The sequence below is a fragment of the Amycolatopsis dongchuanensis genome, from assembly GCF_039542405.1.
GTDB lineage: Bacteria > Actinomycetota > Actinomycetes > Mycobacteriales > Pseudonocardiaceae > Amycolatopsis_E > Amycolatopsis_E sacchari.
In genome coordinates, this window is the sequence record NZ_BAABIB010000125.1 from 54,192 (window position 1) to 74,535 (window position 20,344).

The window sequence follows — 20,344 nt, forward strand, 5'->3', positions numbered from 1 at the left end:
AGCTAAACCGACAATCCGGCGGCGGAACCCTCATTCTGACTCACGTCGCCGTCCAGGGCACGCACCGGCGCCTCCCGCTGCCCCAGCGCCGCCGCCGTCAGCATCACCTTGTGCGGTGGCCGCCTCCCGTGCGCGGCCGCCGCCATCGCCACGTTGGTGTACGACCACCGATGTACCGCACTCGGCCCGTGTTCGGCGAGCGCCGCGCCGTGCTCGGTCGTCGTGTAACCCTTGTGCACGTCGAAGCCGTACACCGGGTGCTCGCCGTGCAGGTCCGCCATGATGCGGTCCCTCGTCACCTTCGCCAGCACCGACGCCGCCGCCACGCACGCGACCGCCCGGTCCCCCTTCACCACCGCCAGGCTCGGCGCGGGCAGCCCCGGCACCTTGAACCCGTCGGTCAGCACGTAACCCGGGCACGTCCGCAGCCCGGCGACCGCCCGCCGCATGCCCTCGATGTTCATCACGTGGATGCCGAGGCGGTCCACCTCCGCCGCCGGAATCACCACGATGGAGTAGTCCAGCGCGCGCTTCAGCACCCGTTCGTACACCCGCTCACGCGCCAGCGCGGTGAGCAGCTTCGAGTCCGTCAGCTCCTCCAGCCGCGCCGCGTCACCCGGCTTGAGCACACAGGCCGCCACCACCAGCGGGCCGGCGCAGGCACCACGCCCCGCCTCGTCGACCCCGGCGACCGGCCCCAGACCACGCCGGTCGAGTGCGGACAACAGGCCCCACGGGGTCTCCCCGCGGACCACCGCCCGGGGAGGCTTCACCGGGGCCGCGAGCGCCGAAGAGCTACCCACTGGCTACCGCTTTCGCTTGACCGCCCTGCGCACACCGGCACCGACCCTGCGGCTCAACGCGACCGCCGGCCACGCCCCGACCGCGCCCACCGCGAGCGGCACACCCTGCTGCCAGCTCGCGGCACTCAGGCTCAGCGCCGCCGGCTGCGCGTTCTCCTGCGGGTTCGTGTCGCTCACGCCACCCCAGCGGCTCGGCGGCAGCACGATGATCCGCGCCTTGCCGATGATGTTCTCCACCGGCACGACACCGTTGAGCCCACCGCCGCCCTGGCAGCGCGAGTCACACGAGTCGTTGCGGTTGTCCCCCATCACCCAGACGTCACCCTGCGGCACCTTGACCGGCGGGAACTCGTCCTGGCGCGGGTTGTCCGGATCCACCCAGTGGATGTACGGCTCGTTCAGCGCCTTGCCGTCGACCACGACGCGGTTCTGCGCGTCGCAGCACTGCACGGTCTGCCCGCCGGTGGCGATGATCCGCTTCACGAAGTCACGCTCGTCCGGCGGGGCGAGCCCGAACACCGAACCGATGTCCTGGAAGAACCGCACGACCGGGTTGTCCGACCGCTGGGTCGGCACGTCGTTCTCCAGCCACGGCGCCGGGCCCTTGAACACCACGACGTCACCAGGACCGGGGTCGGTGAAGTCGTAGGTGATCTTGTCGACCAGCACCTTGTCGCCGTAGCAGCCCGTGCACCCGTGCAGCGTGGATTCCATCGAAGCCGACGGAATCGTGTAGACGCGCGCGAAGAATTGCTGGAAAACGAAGGCCAGCACGAGCGCGACCACGATCAGGATCGGCAGTTCGACCCAGAACGACCGCTGTTTCTTGGCCTTGCGGTTACGGCGCTTCCGATTTGCGCGCGTTTCCGCGTTTTCGCCGTTTTCGGCACGTTCCGGTTCGTCCTCGGCAGCACTCGAGGGCACAGGCTCAACCACGTCGCCAGGCTACTAGGACCCCGATCAGGAGGCAGTGGGGGCTTCGCGCCGCTCCTTGATCTTGGCCGCCTTGCCGCGCAGCTCGCGCAGGTAGTACAGCTTGGCGCGCCGCACGTCACCGCGCTTGAAGACCTCGATCTTGGCGATGTTCGGCGAGTGCACCGGGAAGGTGCGCTCCACGCCGACGCCGAACGAAACCTTGCGCACGGTGAAGGTCTCGCGGATGCCACCACCCTGCCGGCGGATGACCACGCCCTGGAAGATCTGGTTGCGCTCGCGGTTTCCCTCGATGACGCGAACGTGCACCTTCAGCGTGTCACCCGGGCGGAAGTTCGGAATGTCGGAACGCAGCGACTGAGCGTCCAGGGCGTCCAGGGTGTTCATCGGGATTCCGTCCTCGTCCTTCGTCAGTTCTCCGTGTTTCCGGGCGCGCACCTGCTCGGCAGCGATCGACCCGGGGGCTCATGGGGCACACCGGGAAACGGCGTGCCAAACGTCAAGTATTCCAGACGCCGCCGCGACCGGGTCACCCGGCCTGCCGCTGCTCCCCGCGCACGCGGTCGAGCACGGCGAGGTCGCGCGCATCAAGGCTACCTTCCGGCAGCCGGTCGAGGAGATCGGGCCGCCGCCGCGCCGTCCGCTCCAGCGCCTGGTCGCGCCGCCAGCGGTCGATCAGCGCGTGGTTGCCCGAGCGCAGCACCTCCGGCACCGCCAGGTCGCGCCACACCTCGGGGCGCGTGTAGCTGGGGCCTTCGAGCAGGCCGTCGGAGAACGAGTCCTGCTCGGCCGACACCGGGTTGCCCAGCACGCCGGGCAGCAGCCGGACCGCCGCCTCGACCATCACCAGCACCGCGGCCTCGCCGCCGACCAGCACGTAGTCGCCGATCGACACCTCGTCCACCGGCATGCGGCGCGCCGCGTCGTCGATCACGCGCTGGTCGATGCCCTCGTAGCGGCCGCAGGCGAACACCAGGTGCTCCTCCCGCGCGTACGCGTGGGCCATCTCCTGCGTGAACGGGCGGCCGGCGGGGGTGGGCACGACGAGGCGCGTGGCCTCGCCGCACACCTCGTCCAGCGCGTCGCCCCAGACCTGGGGCTTCATGACCATGCCGGGACCGCCGCCGTACGGCGCGTCGTCCACGGCGCGGTGCACGTCGTGCGTCCAGTTCCGCAGGTCGTGCACGCCGATCTCGATGAGGCCGCGCTCGATGGCGCGGCCCAGCAACGCCGCCCGCAGCGGGTCCAGGTACTCGGGGAAGATCGTGATGACGTCGATCCGCATGGCGGTCCCCACTCAGTCGGTGTCGTCGAGCAGGCCCTCGGGCGGGTCGAGCACGACCCGGCCCCCGGCCACGTCGACGACGGGCACGATCTCCCGCACGAAAGGCACCAGCACCGTCCGGCCCTCGCGGTCCAGCGACAGCAGCTCGCCGCCGGGCGCGTGCACGATCTCCCGCACCGCGCCGACGACCGTGCCGTCCGCAAGCTCGGCTCGCAGCCCTTCGAGCTCGTGGTCGTAGAACTCGTCGGGGTCGTCCGTGGGCGGCAGGTCGGCGGTGTCGGCGAGCAGCAGCACGCCGCGCACGGCGTCGGCCTCCTCGCGGGACCGGATCTGCTCGAACGTCACCAGCAGCCGCCCGCTGTGGGGGCGGGCGGCCGCGATGGTGAGCTCACGGGTGCGGCCGTCGCGGTGCCGCGCGGTCAGCACGGCACCCGCGGCGAACCGCTCCTCGGGCGAATCGGTGCGCACGTCCACGGCGAGTTCGCCGCGGACCCCGTGCGACTTCGCGACCCGCCCGACCACGACCTCCACGGCCGCGCGGTCAGCGATCGGTGTCGACGACGTCCACGCGGACGCCGCGGCCACCGATGCCGCCCATCACCGTGCGCAGCGCGGTCGCGGTGCGGCCACCCCGGCCGATGACCTTGCCCAGGTCGTCGGGGTGGACATGCACCTCGAGCGTGCGGCCGCGCCGGGTGGTGATCAGTTCGACCCGGACGTCGTCCGGGTTGTCGACGATCCCGCGCACCAGGTGTTCGAGGGAGTCGGCGAGGAAGCTCACGCCTCTTCCTTGCCCGCCTCGTCGTCGGCCTTCTTCGGGGCCTTCTTCTTCGGCGTGGTCGCGTCGGTCGACGGCTCCTCGCCGGCGGCCGCGAGCGCGGCGTTGAACAGCTCCTGCTTCGACGGCTTCGGCTCACGCACCTTCAGCGTGCCCTCGGCACCCGGCAGGCCCTTGAACTTCTGCCAGTCACCGGTGATCTCGAGGATGCGCTGCACCGGCTCGGTCGGCTGCGCGCCGACACCCAGCCAGTACTGGGCGCGCTCGGAGTCGACCTCGATGAAGCTCGGCTCCTCCTTCGGGTGGTACTTGCCGATCGTCTCGATGGCCTTGCCATCCCGGCGGGTGCGCGCGTCGGCGACGATGATGCGGTAGTACGGCGCACGGATCTTGCCGAGGCGCTGCAGCTTGATCTTGACGGCCACGGGTGTGGGTACTCCTTGGTGTTCTCGGTGCTCGCTGGTGCCGGGTCACGATCCGAGTGGGGAAACGGACACGAATACCCGAAGCTTTGGGGTCGCCACGGCACGGTGAGAGGGACCGGCCGGAGCGGGCAAGCGTCAATTCTGCCAGACGCCTCCCGGCCGGTGCACTAGAGGGTCGGCACGCCCAGTGTGGTGAGCAGGAGGGCCAGCGCCGGGAGGAAGTTGTTCATCTGGTGCGCCACGATCGCGGCGGGCAGCCTGCCGGTGAACAGCCTGGCCAGGCCGATCGGGACCGCGATCACCAGCAGCAGCGTCGTGCGCAGCGGTTCGAGGTGGCTCACGGCGAACACCGCCGTGGACAGCAGGAAGGCCGCGAGCCTGCCCCACTTCTCCGCACCCCACTGCAGCCGCTCGACCGCGCCCCACAGCAGGCCGCGGTAGATGACCTCCTCGCAGATGGGGCCGAGCAGCCAGAGGTAGCAGAACATGATGATCGCCGAGGTCACCGACATCGGCTGGTCCTCGACCAGCGCGGTGATCGCGGACGTGGCGTTGTGCTCGCCCACGGCCCTGGTCCAGACGAACGCGCTGACGGTGGTCAGCACCAGGCCGAGCACCCCGAGCTTGAGGCCGAGCCGGACGTCGGCCCAGCGCCAGTCCAGCCGCAGGTCGAGGCGCGGCCCGTTGCCCCGCCAGACGGTGAACAGCACCGCGACGAGCGCCGCGAGGACGGTCGGGGTGATCGTGCCGATCAGGACGTCACGCGGCGGCGTCGGCCGTCCCGGCGGGGCCGGGCCGAGCAGCACGCTGACGAACGCGGCCGAGGCGAGCAGCACCGCCTCGACGACGAGGAAGGCCCCGAACCCCCAGCGGTGCTTCGGCGCCGGCGGGGTTTCCGGCAGGTCGACGGAGTCCAGCGGTTCGTCCGGTTGCGTCGCCGTCACCCGTTTCCTCCGTCCCGTCCGTCCGAACCACCTGCCGAGCCTAGTCCCCATCGCCATACCGGTCAGGAGCCCGTGAACAGCAGCAACGCCGGAGGCAGGTTGTTGACCGCGTGGGCGACCAGGCTCGCCCCCACCCGGCCGGTGCGCAGCCGCGCCCAGCCGATCGCGACCCCCTGCGCGACGAGCGCGACGGTGCGCGTCGGCTCGCCGTGCAGGTACGCGAAGACCAGCGCGGTCAGCACCAGCACCACCCACGGCGGGAGGCCGTGCCGGTCCAGCGCTCGCCAGAGCGCGCCCCTGACCAGCAGTTCCTCCGCCAGTGGAGTCGCGACCACGACCACGAGCGCCGCCAGCGCGAGCCAGAGCGTGGCGTCGCCGTCGCTCCGCGCGAGGTCCGAGAGCGGGCCGTCGGACACCCGGTCGGTGCCGTACAGCCCGAGCAGCAGGAGGTTGAGCAGGTAGCCGATGCCGACCGCCGCCGCGCCGCACGCGAGGCCGACCTTGACGTCCCGCGGGGTGGGCACGAGGCCGAAGCTCTCGCCGTGCCGGCGGGCGGCGAGCACCGGGGGCAGGCCGAGCAGCACCGTCGGCAGGAACGCCAGCAGGAGCACGGGACCCACGTCCAGCAGCTCCAGCGGGTCCGCCGTGGGCCGTCCCGAGCGCAGCGCGGTGATACCGAGCGTGACCAGGTAGTACAGGCCGAGGCCGGTGAAGAACGCCGGGAAACCCCAGTGGGCTCGGGTGCGGCTGCGCTGGTTCACCCCGGTGCCCCCTTCCACGGCGCCCAGGCTAGGTGGCGCCCCGCGACCAATCGAACCCGGGGCGTGAGCGATCGTCAACGCGGGGAGAACTCGCCTCTTTCCACCGGGGACCTCCCGCACGCGATGGTGGACGGGTTCACCCAAGGGAGGGCCGCCATGCCACTGGACATCGTCACCTGGGCAGAAAGCCTCATCGCCGAGGAGCACACGGAGCTGACCATCGGCCACGACGGCCGCCCCACGCGCATCCACGGCGCGCCCGACGCCAGCGGGCAGGCGCTCGTGACCAACGGTGCGGTCGGCGCGGACCTGCTGCGCCTGCCCGGCGGGTCCGGTTTCGTGCCGCACACCCACCCCGGGCACCACGTGCTCGTGGTGGTGGCGGGCATCGGCACGATCACCTACGCGGGGCGGATCCACGAAACCCGCGCGGGACAGGTGTACCTGGTGGAAGGCGCGGTGCCGCACGCCGTCGGGGCGATCACCGACCACGTGATCCTCGCGGTCGGCTCCCCGCACAAGCAGATCGACGCCGAGGACCGGATGGCGCCCGTGCCGTACGAGGAGGTCATCTCGCTCGACGGCGAGATGACGTGCCTGCTGTGCGCGGTCACCACGACGGCGCCGGAGCGGCCGCATTCGCTCGGGTGCCCGCACTGCCCCTGCCCGGAGTGCGTCGGCCGCTCCCCGGCCGACTCCTCACCGCGCAGCGGCGTCCTCGCCTGACAGGCGCACCGTGACCGTGACGCGGTTCTTCTCGTCGGCCCGGGCGGTCGCGTGGCCGGTGCGCTGGATCCCGTCCAGTTCGAGCGAGATCGGGCCGCCCTCGCCGGTGAAGTTGCGCCACCACTTCTTGCGCTCCGGCAGCTGCACGCTGATCGTCACGACGTCACCGGTCCGCCGGTACGCCACCGGGGTGCTGAAGGTGCCGCCCGAGCGGCGGCCGGTGTACGTGATCACCGTGAAACGCCTGTTCATCAGGTTGCCCCAGCGGGGCGAGGAACGCAGCCGCAGGACACCTGTGTTGACGCAGCTGACGAAACGGGCCGGGACCGGCTTCTGGTATCGCACGGGCCGAAGGTAACTCCCGCGGCCGGATCCTGATCGGAAATGAGAAGGATCGGCGACCGGCCTTACCGGATGAGGGCTCCGCGCAGGACGATGTGGCGGGGATGGCGCAGGACGGACAGGTCCTCGCGCGGGTCGCGGTCGTAGACGAGGAGATCGGCGGGGGCGCCCTCGGTCAGCGACGGGTGGCCCAGCCACTCCCGCGCCGCCCACGACGCCGCGGCGAGCGCCTCCGTGCTTGACATGCCCGCCCGCCACAGGGCTTCGATCTCGTCGACGAGACGCCCGTGCTTGACCATGCCACCGGCGTCGCTGCCTGCGTAGACGGGAACGCCCGCCGACAGCGCGGCCGCGACCATGTCGCCCACTCCCGCGTGCAGCGCACGCATGTGTGCCGCGTACACCGGGTACTTGCCCGCCTTGTCCGCGATACCGGGGAAGTTCTCGATGTTGATCAGCGTCGGCACGAGCGCGGTGCCCCGGCGGGCCATCTCGGCCAGCAGGTCCGGGGTGAGGCCGGTGCCGTGCTCCAGACAGTCGATCCCGGCGGCGAGCAGACCGGGCAACGCGTCCTCGCCGAAGACGTGGGCCGTGACGCGGGCACCCGCCTCGTGCGCGACCTTGACCGCCTCGGCGAGGACGTCGTCGGGCCACAGCGGGGCGAGGTCACCGGCGGAGCGGTCGATCCAGTCCCCCACCAGCTTGACCCAGCCATCACCGTCAGCGGCCTGTGCCGCCACCGCTGAGGGCAGGTCGTCCGGCGAGGCCAGTTCCAGACCGAGGCCGGGGATGTAGCGCTTGGGCAGCGCGAGGTGCTTGCCCGCGCGGATGATGCGGGGCAGGTCGGCACGCTGCTGCAGGGGCCGGGTGTCGATGGGCTGCCCGCAGTCCCGGATCAGCAGCGTGCCGGCGTCCCTGTCCACGACGGCGTTCGCGATCGCTTCGTCCACAGTGGCCGGTCCGTGCACGCCGATCGCCGGGTGGCAGTGCGCGTCGACCAGACCCGGCACGAGGAAACCGCCGGACACCAGGGTCGGCGCGTCGGCCACCGGCTCGAACCTCAGCCTGCCGTCGTTGATCCAGACGTCCCGCTCCTCGTCGGAGGGCAGGACGACACCCCGGAGGTGCATTACTTGTTCTTCGGCAGCTTGAACTTCGACGGGTCGAACCCCGGCACGTCGTTCATGCCGCCACCGAGCTGGGACAGGTCCGGCATCCCGCCGCCACCGGGCGGCAGCATCGGCATGCCGCCGGGGAACCCGCCCCGCACCTTGGGCTGCGTCGGGCCCTTGCCCTTGCCCTTCTTGCCCTTCTTGTTCTTGCGCTTGGTGGCACTGCCGCCGCCGAAGCCGAACCGGCCAGCCATCTGCTGCATCATCTTGCGGGCATCGAAGAACCGGTTGACCAGGTCGTTGACCTCGCGCACCGTCACGCCCGAACCGACCGCGATGCGCTGCCGCCGCGAGCCGTTGATGATCTTCGGGTCGGCGCGCTCCGCCGGGGTCATGCCGCGGATGATCGCCTGCACCCGGTCCAGCTGCTTGTCGTCGACCTGCGCCAGCTGCTCCTTCATCTGGCCGGCGCCCGGCAGCATGCCGAGCAGGTTGCCGATCGGGCCCATCTTGCGGACCGCGAGCATCTGCTCCAGGAAGTCCTCCAGCGTCAGCTGGCCGGTGCCCAGCTTCGCCGCCGCCTTCTCCGCCTGCTCCTGGTCGAAGGCCTGCTCGGCCTGCTCGATCAGGGTGAGCAGGTCACCCATGCCCAGGATGCGGCTGGCCATCCGGTCCGGGTGGAAGGTGTCGAAGTCCTCGAGCTTCTCCCCGTTGGAGGCGAACAGGATCGGCTGGCCGGTGACCTGCCGGACGGACAGCGCCGCACCACCACGCGCGTCACCGTCGAGCTTGGTGAGGACCACGCCGGTGAACCCGACGCCGTCGCGGAACGCCTCGGCGGTGGTGACCGCGTCCTGACCGATCATCGCGTCGACGACGAACAGCGTCTCGTCGGGCTCGACCGCGTCACGGATGTCGGCGGCCTGCCGCATCAGCTCCTCGTCGACACCGAGGCGGCCCGCGGTGTCGACGATGACGACGTCGTGCTGCGCGTGTTTGGCCTCGGCGACACCGCGGCGCGCGACGTCGACCGGGTCACCGACGCCGTTGCCCGGCTCGGGCGCGAAGGTCGGCACGCCGGCCCGCTCACCGACCACCTGGAGCTGGGTGACCGCGTTCGGGCGCTGGAGGTCACACGCGACGAGCAGCGGCGCGTGCCCCTGCTTCTTCAGCCACAGGGCGAGCTTGCCCGCGAGCGTCGTCTTACCGGAACCCTGCAGACCGGCGAGCATGATCACCGTCGGCGGGTTCTTGGCGAGGTTGAGCCGCCGCGTCTCGCCGCCGAGGATCGCGATGAGCTCCTCGTTGACGATCTTGACGACCTGCTGGGCCGGGTTGAGCGCGCCCGAGACCTCGGCGCCCTTCGCGCGCTGTTTGACCTGCGCGATGAACTCCCGTACCACGGGCAGCGCGACGTCGGCCTCCAGCAGCGCGATGCGGATCTCGCGCGCGGTGGCGTCGATGTCGGCGTCGGTCAGCCTCCCCTTGCCCCGCAGGTTCTGCAGGGCGGAGGTGAGCCGGTCGGAGAGGGTGTCGAACACGGGTGTGCACGCTCCAGCTGGTCGTGGTTGCTCCGCGACCAGGGTAGCCGCCCGCCGGGCCCGACCTGCGGGTGCCGCGAACCGTCACCAGGTCGATAAGACGCATATGCGTAGTTATCCACGTGAGCTCTTGGCTGGGTTGGGCAAACGGTTTGCCGCGATTAATACGCTCATGTGTATGACTTCACTCGCCGAGGATGCGGAACACCGCGTCCCGCTGCACCGGATCGTCGCCCTGTTCCGGCCCTACCGGTGGGCGATGGCCGGGCTGCTGGGGCTGATCGCGGTGCAGGCCGCGCTGGGGGTGGCCGCACCGTTCTTCCTGCGCGAGATCCTCGACACGGCGCTCCCCCACCGCGACACCGTCCTGCTCACGCTGCTCGCGGCCGGGATGATCGCCTCGTCCGTGGGCAGCGGCGCGATGAGCGTGACGACCACCGGCGTCGCGAACACCATCGGCCAGCGGGTGATGAACGACCTGCGGGTCGGCGTCTACGAGCACCTCCAGCGCATGTCGCTGGCCTTCTACACCCGCACGCGCACCGGCGAGGTGCTGTCGCGGGTCTTCAACGACATCGGCGGCGTGGACAACGTCGTCAACACGACCGCGGCGACCATCGCCCAGAACGGGATCACGACGCTCGCGATCGCCATCGCGCTGCTGGTGATGAACTGGCAGCTGGCGCTGCTCGGACTGGTCGCGGTGCCGGTGTTCCTGCTGTTCACGCTGCGGCTGGGCACCAAGCGCCGAGCACTGGCCCGCGGGCGGCAGACCCGGCTCGCGCGGTTGACCACGATGGTCGAGGAGTCGCTGTCGGTCGCCGGGGTGCTCCTGGCGAAGACCATGGGCGGCGAGCGGGAGCTGCGCGAGCGGTTCGCCAGGGAGTCGGCGGAGATCTCGCGGCTGGAACGGGAGTCGGCGCTGGCGGGGCGCTGGCAGCTGGCGTCACGGCGGATCTGCCTGACGTGCGTGCCGGCGATCGTCTACTGGATCACCGGGATGGCACTGGCACACGGCGCGAGCCCGGCCTCGCTCGGCACGGTCGTGGCGTTCACCAGCATGCTCAACCGGCTGGTCGCCCCGGCGAGCGCGCTGCAGTCGGTGGGGCAGAACGTGTCGGCCGCGACCGCGTTGTTCGGCCGGATCTTCGAGGTGCTGGACCTGCCCGCCGAGATCGCGGACCGGCCGGGTGCCGGGGAGCTGACCGTCCGGGAGGGCGCGGTGAGCCTGCGCGGGGTCTCGTTCCGGTACGGGGACGACTGGACCCTGCGGGACATCGACCTGGAGATCCCCGCCGGCTCGACCACGGCGCTCGTGGGCGCGACGGGCTCGGGCAAGACGACGCTGGCGTACCTGGTGGCGCGCCTGTACGAGCCGAGCGAGGGCTCGGTGCTGATCGACGGCGTCGACGTCCGGGACGTGACACTGGCCTCGCTGGCCGGGGCGGTCGGGCTGGTCTCGCAGGAGACCTACCTGTTCCACGCGAGCGTGCGGGACAACCTGCGGTTCGCGAAACCGGACGCGACCGACGAGGAGATCGAACGGGCCGCCCGCGCGGCGCACATCCACGACACGCTCGCGGCGCTGCCCGACGGGTACGACACGGTGGTGGGCCAGCGCGGCTACCGGTTCTCCGGTGGGGAGAAGCAGCGGATGGCGATCGCGCGGATCCTGTTGCGCAACCCGCCCATCCTCGTCCTCGACGAGGCCACGAGCGCGCTGGACAACCGCACCGAACGGGCGGTGCAGGCGGAGCTGGACCGCCTGGCGGCGCAGCGCACGACGATCGCCATCGCCCACCGGCTGTCCACAGTGGAGCACGCGGACCAGATCGTGGTGCTCGACCGCGGGCGGATCGTGGAACGGGGCAAGCACGCGGAACTGCTGGCACTGGGTGGGCGCTACGCCCGATTGGTCCGGGGTTCCTCGTAGGGTGTGTGCATGGCGGATCCGGACCCCGACCTCGCCCGCGTCGTGCGGGAGGGGGTCGGCAGGCTGAACTGGCGGATGCGCGCCGAACGGGATCGCAGTGGGCAGAGCACGCTGGTGCTCGCCGTGCTCAGCCGGCTGCACCGGGCGGGCACGCAGACGCCCAAGGAGGTGTCGGACGGGGAGAAGATCCAGCCGCAGTCGCTCACGCGCGTGCTGGCGGCGATGGAGCGTGACGGGCTCGTGTCGCGGCGGCCCGACCCGGCGGACCGGCGGCGGTCGCTGCTGGACATCACCGAGCAGGGGCTGACGGCGTTGCGGAACTACAGCGAAGAGCGCGAACGGTGGCTCGCCGCGGCGATGGCGGAGACGCTGACGGAGACGGAGCGGGAACTGCTCCGCCTGGCGGCGAAGGTGATGATGCGGCTCGCGGACAGTTGACGGTGGGGACGGCGGTCCGGGGTTGCTGACCGGCGACGGGTGAAGGCTGCGGTGGGCCCGGAGCCCGGCGGCGGCGAGCCGAAGCCCCTGCCAGGCGGTGGTCGGGAACGAGACGGCACGAAGCCACGGCCCGGACCACCGCCCGAAAAACTCCCGGAAATACTCATGCGGGTGGCTCGCCCCCTCGCCGAGCCACCCGCATGGTCGCGTCGAAAGCGGGTCGGCTTCCGCTCGCCGGACCCCCAGTAACCTGGCGAGATGGCCTTCGCCGTCTCCGACGCGATGGCCTTAGCCTGCCCGGTCCCGGGGTGCGCCCGGCAGCGTGAAGACCCCCAAGTAGCGCTGCGTAGATCTACTCAGGTTTCCCGCGGCTTCGTTCGCACGCGCAGGGGTGACGCGGCACGAGAACCCCCGTGACGCGACTTCTCCAGAATTTTTTTCAGCGCTTCGACTTCGGCGCGGAGCGGGCCTTCGACGCCGCCTTCTTGGCGCCCTCCTTGGCCTCCGCCGCCTTCTTCGCCGCGGCCTTCGCCCTGCGAACGGCCGGCGACGTGGCCTGGTCGGTGTCCGTGCGCTCCTGCGCCGTCTCCTGCAACGCGTCCAGCAGCGCCTCGACACCCGCGTCCTGGATCGCCGCCGTCGGGCGCAGCACCTCGCGGTCCTCGACCTTCGCCTGGATCAGCTCCTGCAGCGCGGCCGAATACCTGTCCGCGTAGCGCGCCGGTTCGAAATTGCCGGACAGGTTCTCGATGATGTTGGCCGCGGCCCGCACCTGTGCGGTGTGGATGTCCATGTCCTCGTGCAGGAACGGGAAATCCGGGGCCCGCACCTCGTCCGGCCAGTGCAGCGTGTCGAGCATCAGCACCTGCCCGCGCACCCGCAGCGCGCCCAGCGTTTCCTTCTGCCGCAACGCCACCCGCACGAGCGCGAGCCGGTCGGCCTGCTGCAGCGCCTCGCTCAGCAGCACGTACGGCTTGGTGCCGGCCACCTCGGGCTCGAGGTAGTAGCTCTTCAGGAAGTACAGCGGATCCAGCTGGCCCGGCGGGACGAACCCGCAGATCTCGATCGAATGCGCCGTGGGCAACGGCAGGTCGGCCAGCTCGTCCTCGGACAGCACGACGACGTCACCGCCCGGCAGCACGTAGCCCCGGCCGACCTCCTCCTGCGGGATCTCGGCGCCGTCCACCTCGCACACGCGCTTGAGGCGGATGCGTCCGCCGTCCACCGCGTGCAACTGGTGCAGCCCGGTGCTGTGGTCCTCGGTGGCGCTGTAGGCCTTCACCGGGATCGCCGAGCTGCCGAAGCCGATGGTGCCTTTCCACACGGTCCGCATTCGAACAGCGTAGCGAACACCAGCTCGCAATTCTTGCTACAAACGGGTGTTCGGCCCGGCGAATTCGGCCGCGAGCTGGGCGAACGGCTGGCTCTCCGCCAACGCGTCCGCCGAATAGCCGAACGCGCCCGCCGCCGCCTGGAGCACCTGCGACAACGCGCCGACCTCCGGTGAGGGCGCCGCCGCGAGCACGCCCGAGCGCCCGTCCTCGACCCGCTCCGCGAGCCGGGCCAGCGCGCTCGACAGCAGCCGCTGCCCGTTCACCAGATCGCTGATCACCGTGGCCAGTTCACCCAGCTCCACCTCGTCGGCGTTGTCGAGTTCGGCGGCGCAGGCGCGGAGGTGGGAAGCGGCCACGGTGGACGGCAGGACCGTCGGCTCGATCTCCGGCATGGCGGTCATCCTGCCATCGCGATCACCGAACGCACGTGCGACACCCCGGCCGCTCCCCGAATCCGTCAGGACGCCGCCGCCAGCACCGCCCGCTCGACCCGCCGCCGCCACGTCTGGTCCAGCGGCGCACCCCTCGGCGCGACGGCGAACGAGTCCACCACCGCCCCGCCGAGCGTCGCGACCTTCGCCCAGCGCACCTCCGCGTCGCACGCCTGCAACGCGGCCGCGACCCGGTGCAGCAGGCCGATCCGGTCCTGCGCCCGCAGTTCCAGCACGACCGTGCTGGCACCGGAGGTCTCGTCGTCGAACCACAGCACCTTCGGCTTCGCCACGATCCGCACCGGCGACGAGTAGTCCCGCTCCTTCGCGGCCAGCTTCTGCTCCAGCGCGAGCCCGCCCGACACCGCCCGCGAGAACTGCTCCCGCAGCAACGCCGGATCCGGCAGCGAACCGAACTTCGGCGACGCCGTGAAGATCCCCGCGCGGCCGTTGCCGGAGGTGCGCAGCACCGCCGTGTGCACCTCCAGCGAGTGCAGCGCGAGCACCCCGGCGGCCGGCGCGAGCAGCTCGACGCGTTCGGGCACGGCGAGCACGACCTTCGCCAGGTTGCCCTCCGAGCTGATCGACACCTCCCCGCGACCGGTGCGCACGGCAGTGGCGACGAGCTCCCGCTGCTCGGCGTCGAGCGGCTCCGGCGGCGCGAAACCCTTGCCCTGCACCACGTGCCGGCAGCGGTTCACCAGGTTCGCGACCAGTCCCGCCTTCCAGTCGGTCCACACGCCCGGCCCGGTGGCCCGCGAGTCGGCCTCCGTGAGCGCGTGCAGCAGCTCCAGCAGGACGACGTCGTTGTCCAGCGTCTTGGCGACCCGCGCTACCGTGCCCGGCTCCTCGATGTCCCGCCGGGTGGCGGTGTGCGCCAGCAGCAGGTGGTGCCGCACCATCGCCGACACCGTCGAGGCGTCGGGCTCGGACAGGCCGATCCGCCGGGCCACCTGCGCCGAGATCGCCGCACCCAGCTCCGAGTGGTCGGCCTCGCGGCCCTTGCCGATGTCGTGCAGCAGGGCACCGAGCAGCAGCAGGTCCGGCCGCGACACCGTGGTGGTCAGCTTCGCCGCCTCCACGCACGTCTGTACGAGGTGCCGGTCCACGGTCCACGCGTGCACCGGCTCGCGCGGCGGCAGGTCACGCACCGCGCCCCACTCCGGGAACAACCGCGCCCACAGCCCCGTGCGGTCCAGCGCCTCGACCGCGTCGACGAGCCCTTCGCCCGCGCCGAGCAGCTCGGTGAGGGCGTCACGGGCGTCGGGCGGCCACGGGGTGCGCAGTTCCGGGGCGGAGTCGGCGAGCGTGCGCAGCGTGCCGTGCGCGATCGGCGCTCCGGTCCGCGCCGAGGCGGCCGCGACCCGCAGCAGCAGGCCGGGATCCTTGGCGGGCACGGCGTCGCGGGCCAGCGACACCTCGCTGCCGTGCAGCACCACGCCCTCGTCGAGCGGGGTGCGGTTGGGGCGCCGCCCGAACCTGCCCTTCGGCTGGTCCACAGTGGACCGAAGGGCGACCTCGACGGCGTAGCCGACCGTGCGGCCGGCACCGGCGAGCTTGCGGGCGAGCGTGAAGCGGTCACCGAAACCGAGTTCGGCGGCCACCAGCTCGGCGTCCACCGCGCCAAGGACGTCCCGGTCGCGCCGGAGTTCACGCCGCATCTCGGTGCGCACGTCGAGCAGCAGCTCCTTCGCCGCGCGCAGCTCCTCGCCGGGGCGGTCGGTCAGCTGGGCCGCGGCGAGCGCGTCCAGCACGCCGAGGTCCCGCAGCCCGCCCTTGCCGTACTTGAGGTCCGGCTCGGCGGACTGGGCGATCTCCCCGCTGCGCTGCCAGCGTTTGCGGGTCGACTCCGCCAGGTCCGGCAGGCGTTTGCGGGCCGTGCGGCGCCACTGGTCGCGCGCCGCGGTGATGAGCCGGTCCGCGAGCTGCTCGTCACCGGCGAGGTGGCGGGCGTCGAGCAGGCCCATCGCGGTCCGCAGGTCCTCCGACGCCACCTGCAGCGCTTCGGCCGGGGTGCGCACGGAGTGGTCGAGGCCGATGCGCGCGTCCCACAGCGGGTACCACAGCGCGTCGGCGATTTCGGCGACACCGGGGTTCTGGTTGTGCACCAGCACCAGGTCGAGGTCGGAGAACGGCACCAGTTCGCGCCGTCCGAGGCCGCCGACGGCGACCAGCGCGACACCGGGTTCAGCGGTGTCGACGCCGGCCGCCGCCGCGGCCTTGCTGAGCCAGAACTCGTACAGGTCCACCAGCGCGGCCCGCAGTGCGGCGGCGCCGAGCCGGCCGTGGCGACCTTCCAGCAGCCGGTTCGCGGCCTGCGCGAGTTCCCCCCCGAGAACCATCCGCGCCTACAGCGCGTCCGTGCCGCGCTCGCCGGTGCGAACCCGGACCACGGTCTCGACCGGCGTCACCCACACCTTGCCGTCACCGATCTTGCCGGTGTGCGCGGCGTTGACGATCGCCTCGATGACCTTCTCCACGTTCGCGTCGTCCGTGACGACCTCGACGCGGAGCTTGGCCACGAAGTCCACGGCGTACTCGGCGCCGCGGTAGACCTCGGTGTGGCCCTTCTGCCTGCCGTAGCCCTGGACCTCGCTGACGGTCATGCCCAGCGCGCCCAGCTGCTCCAGCGCGGCCCTGATGTCGTCGAGCGTGAACGGCTTGACGATGGCGGTGATCAGCTTCATGCCTTGCTCCCTTCCAGTGCCGCGCCGTCCTTGGCCGAGGCGACCGCCGCCGGGGTGGCACCGCTGTGGCCACCGAGGACGGACCCGCCGAAGTCGTAGGCGCTCTCCGCGTGCTGCGCCTCGTCGATACCGCTGACCTCGTCCTCCGTGCTGACGCGGAAGCCGCCCGCGGCCTTGATGAGGAAGCCGAGGATGAGCGTGATCACGAACGAGTAGACCATCACCGTGACGGCCGCGGCCGCCTGCTTGCCCAGCAGCCCGAGGCCACCGCCGTAGAACAGGCCGTCCGCGCCGAGCGAGTTGACCTTGGTGGTGCCGAAGAAGCCGATCAGCAGGGTGCCGACGAGACCGCCGACCAGGTGCACGCCCACGACGTCGAGCGAGTCGTCGAAGCCGAGCTTGTACTTCAGGCTGATCGCCAGCGCGCACAGGGCACCGGCGATGACCCCGATCGCGATCGCGCCGAGCGGGGTGACGAAACCACACGCCGGGGTGATCGCGACGAGACCGGCGACGGCACCGGACGCGGCACCCAGCGTGGTCGGCTTGCCGAAGCGGAGCTGCTCGACGAGCAGCCAGCCCAGTACCGCGGCCGCGGTGGCGACGGTGGTGTTGGTGAAGGCGACGCCGGCGAGGTCACCGGCGGACAGGGCCGAGCCCGCGTTGAAGCCGTACCAGCCGAACCACAGCAACGCGGCGCCCAGGAGGACGAACGGCACGTTGTGCGGGCGTCCGGTGTCCTTCGGCCAGCCCTTGCGCTTGCCCAGCACGATCGCGAGCGCGAGACCCGCGGCACCGGCGTTGATGTGCACCGCCGTCCCGCCCGCGAAGTCGAGCGCCTTGAGCTTGTTGGCGATCCAGCCACCGGCCGAGTCGGGGCCGATGAAGCCGTCGAACGAGAACACCCAGTGCGCGACCGGGAAGTAGACGATCGTCACCCACAGGACCACGAACAGGGCCCAGCCCCAGAACTTGGCGCGGTCGGCGATCGCACCGGAGATCAGCGCGGGGGTGATGATCGCGAACATCAGCTGGAACATGGCGAACGCGAGCACCGGCAGCGCGTCGGCGCCCGGCCACGCGACCGCGGGGCTCGTGCTGGTGGCCGCCGTGGCGAACCCGGCGAGCTGGCCCCACGTGTCCGCGAAACCGGCGTGGTGGAAGTTGCCGATCAGGCCGCTGAACGCGTCGGTCGAGAACGTCTCCCCGAACCCGTAGAGGACCCACAGCACGGACACGATCGCCAAGCAGATGAAGTTCATCATGAGCATGTTCAGGACGCTCTTCACGCGAACCATGCCGCCATAGAAGAACGCCAGCCCTGGTGTCATGAGCATGACCAGCGCGGCGCTGGCCAACACCCATGCGGTGTCTCCTGCGTTCAGCACATCTTCCTCCCGGCTCGAGATATTGCCCGGGAGTTTTGAATTCGGGTGTTTCACCGGACCGCATCGGACGTTTCACCGACGTGAACTGTCCGGGCGCGAGTGTTACGACCAGGTTTCCCGCCGCCGAGGTCGTGGTGTCCATTCACGAAACGTCGTCGTCAGATACCGTGCGTGACGGGCGGCGGGCGCGTGCTGAGATGGAGCAATGACGCTTCCGGCTCCCGTCGTCGCCGCGCTGCGGTGCTCGGTGTGCGGCGATCCCGTCGAGCTGACCGGCCGCGCCCTGCGCTGCGCCCGTGCGCACGCCTTCGACCTGGCGAAACAGGGGTACGTGAACCTCCTGCACGCGAAGGTCCCGTCGGGCACGGCCGACACCGCGGAGATGGTCGCGGCGCGGGTCGAGTTCCTCGGCGCGGGGCACTACGCCGGGCTCGCGGACGCGCTGGCGCGCCGCGCGGCGGAGCTGCGGCCGGAACTCGTGGTGGACGCGGGCGCGGGCACCGGTTACCACCTCGCGCGGGTGCTGGACGAGGTCTCCGGGGCACACGGGCTGGCCCTGGACGTGTCCGCGCTCGCGTTGCGGCGCGCGGCACGGGCGCACGAGCGCATCGGCGCCGCGGTGTGGAACCTGTGGGAGCCGTGGCCGGTCGCGAGCGGTTCGGCGGAGCTGGTGCTGAACGTGTTCGCACCCCGCAACGGGGCGGAGTTCGCCCGCGTGCTGCGGCCCGGCGGGCGCCTGCTCGTGGTGTCGCCGCAGCCGGCGCACCTGCGGGAGCTGGCGTCGGTGGCAGACCTGCTGGAGGTGGACGGGCGCAAGGAGGAGCGGCTCGACGCGGCGCTGGCCGGGCACTTCGCACCGGTGTCCCGCACCGAGCACACCGAGCGGCTCACACTGTCCCCTGTGGACGTCCGGCGCGCGGTGCTGATGGGCCCCAACGCCCACCACCCCGAACGGCTGACGCGGCTCGGCGACGTGACCGAGCCGCTCGACGTGACCGCGTCCTTCCTGCTGTCCGAATACCGGCGGCTGCCGTGATCGCCGTCCCGGCGGCACGCATCGAAGACCGGGCGTGGCTGCGCGCGCAGATCGGCCTCGCCGCCCGGCGCTACGGCTGCGCGGCGCCGGACGTGCTCGGCACGATCTGGTGGTACTCGGCGTCGTCCGTGCTGGTCGCCCCGACGCTGGAAACGCTGGCGAGGGCCGAACCGCTCCTCGACCCGGCGCTCGACGCGCTCAGCCTGGACCTGCTCGAAGACGGCAGCCTCGTCGCCGCGCACTCCGCACGGCGGCTCACCGGTGACGTCGCGACGGCGTTCGCCGGGATGATCGAGTCCGTCGTCGCGGCACTCGCCGACGTGACCGGCGCCCGCGCCCCGGCACTGCGCGCGATCGCGACGGACTCGATCGCCAACCGTCTACTGTGGAACGGCGCGCCCGCGCTCGCGGAACCGCTCGCCACCGCCATCGGCCTGCCGAAGCCGCGTTACACCGACGTGGACGGCACGACGGTCGTCCGGCGCGCGTCGTGCTGCCTCATCTACCTCGCCACCCGGCAGGACAAGTGCCTGAGCTGCCCGCGGCAGACCCCCGCCGAGCGCGAGCGGCGCCTGCGGTCAGCCTTCGCCCAGCGCGGACAGTGACGCGAACTCCTCGTCGGTCAACTCCACGTCCGCGGCGCCGACGTTCTCCTCCAGGTGCGCCACCGAACGCGTGCCCGGGATCGGCAGCATGACCGGGGACCGCCGCAGCAGCCACGCCAGCGCCAGCTGCGCGGGCGTCGCGTCGTGCTCCTTGGCCGCCTGCTCCAGCACACCGCCGGGCTGGGCGAGCTGACCGGTCGCGATCGGGAACCACGGGATGAAGGCGATGCCCTCGGCCTCCCCGTGCTCCAGCACGGCCTCGTTGTGCCGGTCCGCCAGGTTGAACAGGTTCTGCACGCTGACGATCTCGACCACCTCGCGCGCCTGTTCCAGCTGGTCGACGTTCACCTCGGACAGTCCGATGTGCCGGATCTTGCCCTCGTCCCGCAGCAGTTTGAGCTCACCGACCTGGTCCGCCAGCGGGACCTCGGGGTCGACGCGGTGCAGCTGGAACAGGTCGATGCGGTCCCGCCCGAGCCGGCGCAGGCTCATTTCGAGCTGCTGCCGCAGGTACGCCGGGCGGCCGCACGGCACCCACTCGTCGGGACCGGTCCGCAGCAGCCCCGCCTTGGTGGCGATGACCAGGTCGTCCGGGTACGGGTACAGCGCCTCCCGGATCAGCTCCTCGGCCACCGACGGCCCGTAGGAATCGGCCGTGTCGATGAGGTTCACGCCGAGTTCGACGGCCCGGTGCAGCACGGCGACGGCGCCTTCGGAGTCCGCCGGCGGGCCCCAGACGCCGGGGCCGGTGAGCTGCATCGCGCCGTAGCCGAGCCGGTGCACGGGCAGGTCGCCGCCGAGCGGGAAAGTGCCTCCTGGAGCGGACTGGAAGTTCGTCATGG

Annotated in this window: 23 protein-coding genes; 5 read left to right on the top strand and 18 right to left on the bottom strand. The window is 71.5% G+C overall.

From position 1 onward, the window contains the following. Positions 1-2: 2 nt before the first annotated feature. From ABFX51_RS31645 to ABFX51_RS31685, 9 genes are all read right to left on the bottom strand, one after another. Positions 3-803 carry a ribonuclease HII gene (locus ABFX51_RS31645; RefSeq protein ID WP_091513462.1) on the bottom strand — a complete coding sequence of 267 codons (801 nt, stop codon included), beginning with the start codon at positions 801-803 and terminating at the stop codon, positions 3-5. 3 nt (positions 804-806) lie between these two features. Continuing rightward, positions 807-1,739, bottom strand: coding sequence for a signal peptidase I (lepB, locus tag ABFX51_RS31650; protein WP_346055895.1), 933 nt, complete (start codon positions 1,737-1,739; stop codon positions 807-809). Positions 1,740-1,763: 24 nt separating this feature from the next. Continuing rightward, a complete protein-coding gene (rplS, locus tag ABFX51_RS31655) occupies positions 1,764-2,123 on the bottom strand; it encodes a 50S ribosomal protein L19 (protein ID WP_091513469.1) in 360 nt (119 codons plus the stop codon). A 142-nt stretch (positions 2,124-2,265) separates the two neighbouring features. Further along, complete coding sequence (gene trmD, locus ABFX51_RS31660) at positions 2,266-3,021, bottom strand: tRNA (guanosine(37)-N1)-methyltransferase TrmD (protein ID WP_091513583.1); 756 nt, start codon at positions 3,019-3,021, stop codon at positions 2,266-2,268. 12 nt (positions 3,022-3,033) lie between these two features. Continuing rightward, on the bottom strand, positions 3,034-3,552 hold the full coding sequence (gene rimM / locus ABFX51_RS31665) for a ribosome maturation factor RimM (RefSeq protein WP_346055896.1): 519 nt from the start codon (positions 3,550-3,552) through the stop codon (positions 3,034-3,036). Between the two features lie 10 nt (positions 3,553-3,562). Further along, complete coding sequence (locus tag ABFX51_RS31670) at positions 3,563-3,802, bottom strand: RNA-binding protein (RefSeq protein WP_020671256.1); 240 nt, start codon at positions 3,800-3,802, stop codon at positions 3,563-3,565. Continuing rightward, the gene (gene rpsP / locus ABFX51_RS31675) at positions 3,799-4,224 is read right to left on the bottom strand and encodes a 30S ribosomal protein S16 (protein ID WP_091513470.1); all 426 of its coding nucleotides are present in this window, start codon (positions 4,222-4,224) and stop codon (positions 3,799-3,801) included. Before rpsP ends, ABFX51_RS31670 begins: the two co-directional genes overlap by 4 nt. A 167-nt stretch (positions 4,225-4,391) precedes the next feature. Beyond that, on the bottom strand, positions 4,392-5,168 hold the full coding sequence (locus ABFX51_RS31680; RefSeq protein ID WP_245783290.1) for a CPBP family intramembrane glutamic endopeptidase: 777 nt from the start codon (positions 5,166-5,168) through the stop codon (positions 4,392-4,394). 62 nt (positions 5,169-5,230) lie between these two features. After that, positions 5,231-5,947, bottom strand: a complete 717-nt coding sequence (locus tag ABFX51_RS31685) for a CPBP family intramembrane glutamic endopeptidase (RefSeq protein ID WP_245783291.1) — start codon at positions 5,945-5,947, stop codon at positions 5,231-5,233. A gap of 138 nt (positions 5,948-6,085) precedes the next feature. Here ABFX51_RS31685 and ABFX51_RS31690 point away from each other — a divergent pair, with 138 nt between their 5' ends. Then, on the top strand, positions 6,086-6,655 hold the full coding sequence (locus ABFX51_RS31690) for a cupin domain-containing protein (RefSeq protein ID WP_091513478.1): 570 nt from the start codon (positions 6,086-6,088) through the stop codon (positions 6,653-6,655). Here the strand turns inward: ABFX51_RS31690 and ABFX51_RS31695 are convergent. From ABFX51_RS31695 to ffh, 3 genes are all read right to left on the bottom strand, one after another. Then, the gene (locus ABFX51_RS31695; protein ID WP_091513480.1) at positions 6,629-7,000 is read right to left on the bottom strand and encodes a nitroreductase/quinone reductase family protein; all 372 of its coding nucleotides are present in this window, start codon (positions 6,998-7,000) and stop codon (positions 6,629-6,631) included. The two genes, ABFX51_RS31690 and ABFX51_RS31695, sit on opposite strands and share 27 nt — an antisense overlap. A 62-nt stretch (positions 7,001-7,062) precedes the next feature. After that, positions 7,063-8,127 (bottom strand): amidohydrolase family protein, encoded by a 1,065-nt coding sequence (locus ABFX51_RS31700; RefSeq protein ID WP_346055898.1) that lies wholly within the window; start codon positions 8,125-8,127, stop codon positions 7,063-7,065. Further along, entirely contained in the window at positions 8,127-9,650 is a 1,524-nt protein-coding gene (ffh, locus tag ABFX51_RS31705; protein ID WP_346055899.1) for a signal recognition particle protein, read from the bottom strand. The genes ABFX51_RS31700 and ffh overlap by 1 nt, the downstream gene beginning before the upstream one ends. Before the next feature lie 178 nt (positions 9,651-9,828). On the opposite strand from ffh, the gene ABFX51_RS31710 reads away from it, so the two are divergent. Together ABFX51_RS31710 and ABFX51_RS31715 are read left to right on the top strand one after the other, a co-directional pair. After that, positions 9,829-11,583 (top strand): ABC transporter ATP-binding protein, encoded by a 1,755-nt coding sequence (locus ABFX51_RS31710; RefSeq protein WP_346055900.1) that lies wholly within the window; start codon positions 9,829-9,831, stop codon positions 11,581-11,583. 9 nt (positions 11,584-11,592) lie between these two features. Next, positions 11,593-12,021 (top strand): MarR family winged helix-turn-helix transcriptional regulator, encoded by a 429-nt coding sequence (locus tag ABFX51_RS31715; protein WP_346055901.1) that lies wholly within the window; start codon positions 11,593-11,595, stop codon positions 12,019-12,021. Positions 12,022-12,460: 439 nt separating this feature from the next. Here ABFX51_RS31715 and ku read toward each other — a convergent pair whose 3' ends face one another. The 5 genes from ku to ABFX51_RS31740 all read right to left on the bottom strand — a co-directional run bounded on the left by ku (position 12,461) and on the right by ABFX51_RS31740 (position 17,861). After that, the gene (gene ku, locus ABFX51_RS31720; RefSeq protein ID WP_346055902.1) at positions 12,461-13,354 is read right to left on the bottom strand and encodes a non-homologous end joining protein Ku; all 894 of its coding nucleotides are present in this window, start codon (positions 13,352-13,354) and stop codon (positions 12,461-12,463) included. A gap of 36 nt (positions 13,355-13,390) precedes the next feature. Next, a complete protein-coding gene (locus ABFX51_RS31725) occupies positions 13,391-13,747 on the bottom strand; it encodes a hypothetical protein (protein ID WP_091513494.1) in 357 nt (118 codons plus the stop codon). Positions 13,748-13,812: 65 nt separating this feature from the next. After that, a complete protein-coding gene (locus ABFX51_RS31730) occupies positions 13,813-16,128 on the bottom strand; it encodes a [protein-PII] uridylyltransferase (RefSeq protein ID WP_346055903.1) in 2,316 nt (771 codons plus the stop codon). Between the two features lie 6 nt (positions 16,129-16,134). Continuing rightward, positions 16,135-16,473, bottom strand: coding sequence for a P-II family nitrogen regulator (locus tag ABFX51_RS31735; protein WP_091513500.1), 339 nt, complete (start codon positions 16,471-16,473; stop codon positions 16,135-16,137). Next, positions 16,470-17,861, bottom strand: a complete 1,392-nt coding sequence (locus ABFX51_RS31740; RefSeq protein WP_177228895.1) for an ammonium transporter — start codon at positions 17,859-17,861, stop codon at positions 16,470-16,472. The genes ABFX51_RS31735 and ABFX51_RS31740 overlap by 4 nt, the downstream gene beginning before the upstream one ends. Positions 17,862-18,066: 205 nt before the next feature. Between ABFX51_RS31740 and ABFX51_RS31745 the strand changes: the two genes are divergently transcribed. Continuing rightward, positions 18,067-18,897: a putative RNA methyltransferase gene (locus ABFX51_RS31745; protein ID WP_091513502.1), complete on the top strand. Its 831-nt coding sequence runs from the start codon at positions 18,067-18,069 to the stop codon at positions 18,895-18,897. Then, on the top strand, positions 18,897-19,502 hold the full coding sequence (locus ABFX51_RS31750) for a (2Fe-2S)-binding protein (RefSeq protein ID WP_091513590.1): 606 nt from the start codon (positions 18,897-18,899) through the stop codon (positions 19,500-19,502). Before ABFX51_RS31745 ends, ABFX51_RS31750 begins: the two co-directional genes overlap by 1 nt. On the opposite strand, the gene ABFX51_RS31755 is transcribed toward ABFX51_RS31750, so the two are convergent. After that, the gene (locus ABFX51_RS31755) at positions 19,476-20,342 is read right to left on the bottom strand and encodes an aldo/keto reductase (RefSeq protein WP_091513504.1); all 867 of its coding nucleotides are present in this window, start codon (positions 20,340-20,342) and stop codon (positions 19,476-19,478) included. The two genes, ABFX51_RS31750 and ABFX51_RS31755, sit on opposite strands and share 27 nt — an antisense overlap. Positions 20,343-20,344: the final 2 nt, after the last annotated feature.

Coding starts and splice junctions, on each gene's coding strand:
- rplS (WP_091513469.1), bottom strand. CDS start 2,123: ATGAACACCCTGGACGCCCTGGACGCTCAGTCGCTGCGTTCCGACATT.
- trmD (WP_091513583.1), bottom strand. CDS start 3,021: ATGCGGATCGACGTCATCACGATCTTCCCCGAGTACCTGGACCCGCTG.
- ABFX51_RS31690 (WP_091513478.1), top strand. CDS start 6,086: ATGCCACTGGACATCGTCACCTGGGCAGAAAGCCTCATCGCCGAGGAG.
- ABFX51_RS31700 (WP_346055898.1), bottom strand. CDS start 8,127: ATGCACCTCCGGGGTGTCGTCCTGCCCTCCGACGAGGAGCGGGACGTC.
- ABFX51_RS31710 (WP_346055900.1), top strand. CDS start 9,829: ATGACTTCACTCGCCGAGGATGCGGAACACCGCGTCCCGCTGCACCGG.
- ABFX51_RS31715 (WP_346055901.1), top strand. CDS start 11,593: ATGGCGGATCCGGACCCCGACCTCGCCCGCGTCGTGCGGGAGGGGGTC.
- ku (WP_346055902.1), bottom strand. CDS start 13,354: ATGCGGACCGTGTGGAAAGGCACCATCGGCTTCGGCAGCTCGGCGATC.
- ABFX51_RS31725 (WP_091513494.1), bottom strand. CDS start 13,747: ATGCCGGAGATCGAGCCGACGGTCCTGCCGTCCACCGTGGCCGCTTCC.
- ABFX51_RS31730 (WP_346055903.1), bottom strand. CDS start 16,128: ATGGTTCTCGGGGGGGAACTCGCGCAGGCCGCGAACCGGCTGCTGGAA.
- ABFX51_RS31735 (WP_091513500.1), bottom strand. CDS start 16,473: ATGAAGCTGATCACCGCCATCGTCAAGCCGTTCACGCTCGACGACATC.
- ABFX51_RS31745 (WP_091513502.1), top strand. CDS start 18,067: ATGACGCTTCCGGCTCCCGTCGTCGCCGCGCTGCGGTGCTCGGTGTGC.
- ABFX51_RS31755 (WP_091513504.1), bottom strand. CDS start 20,342: ATGACGAACTTCCAGTCCGCTCCAGGAGGCACTTTCCCGCTCGGCGGC.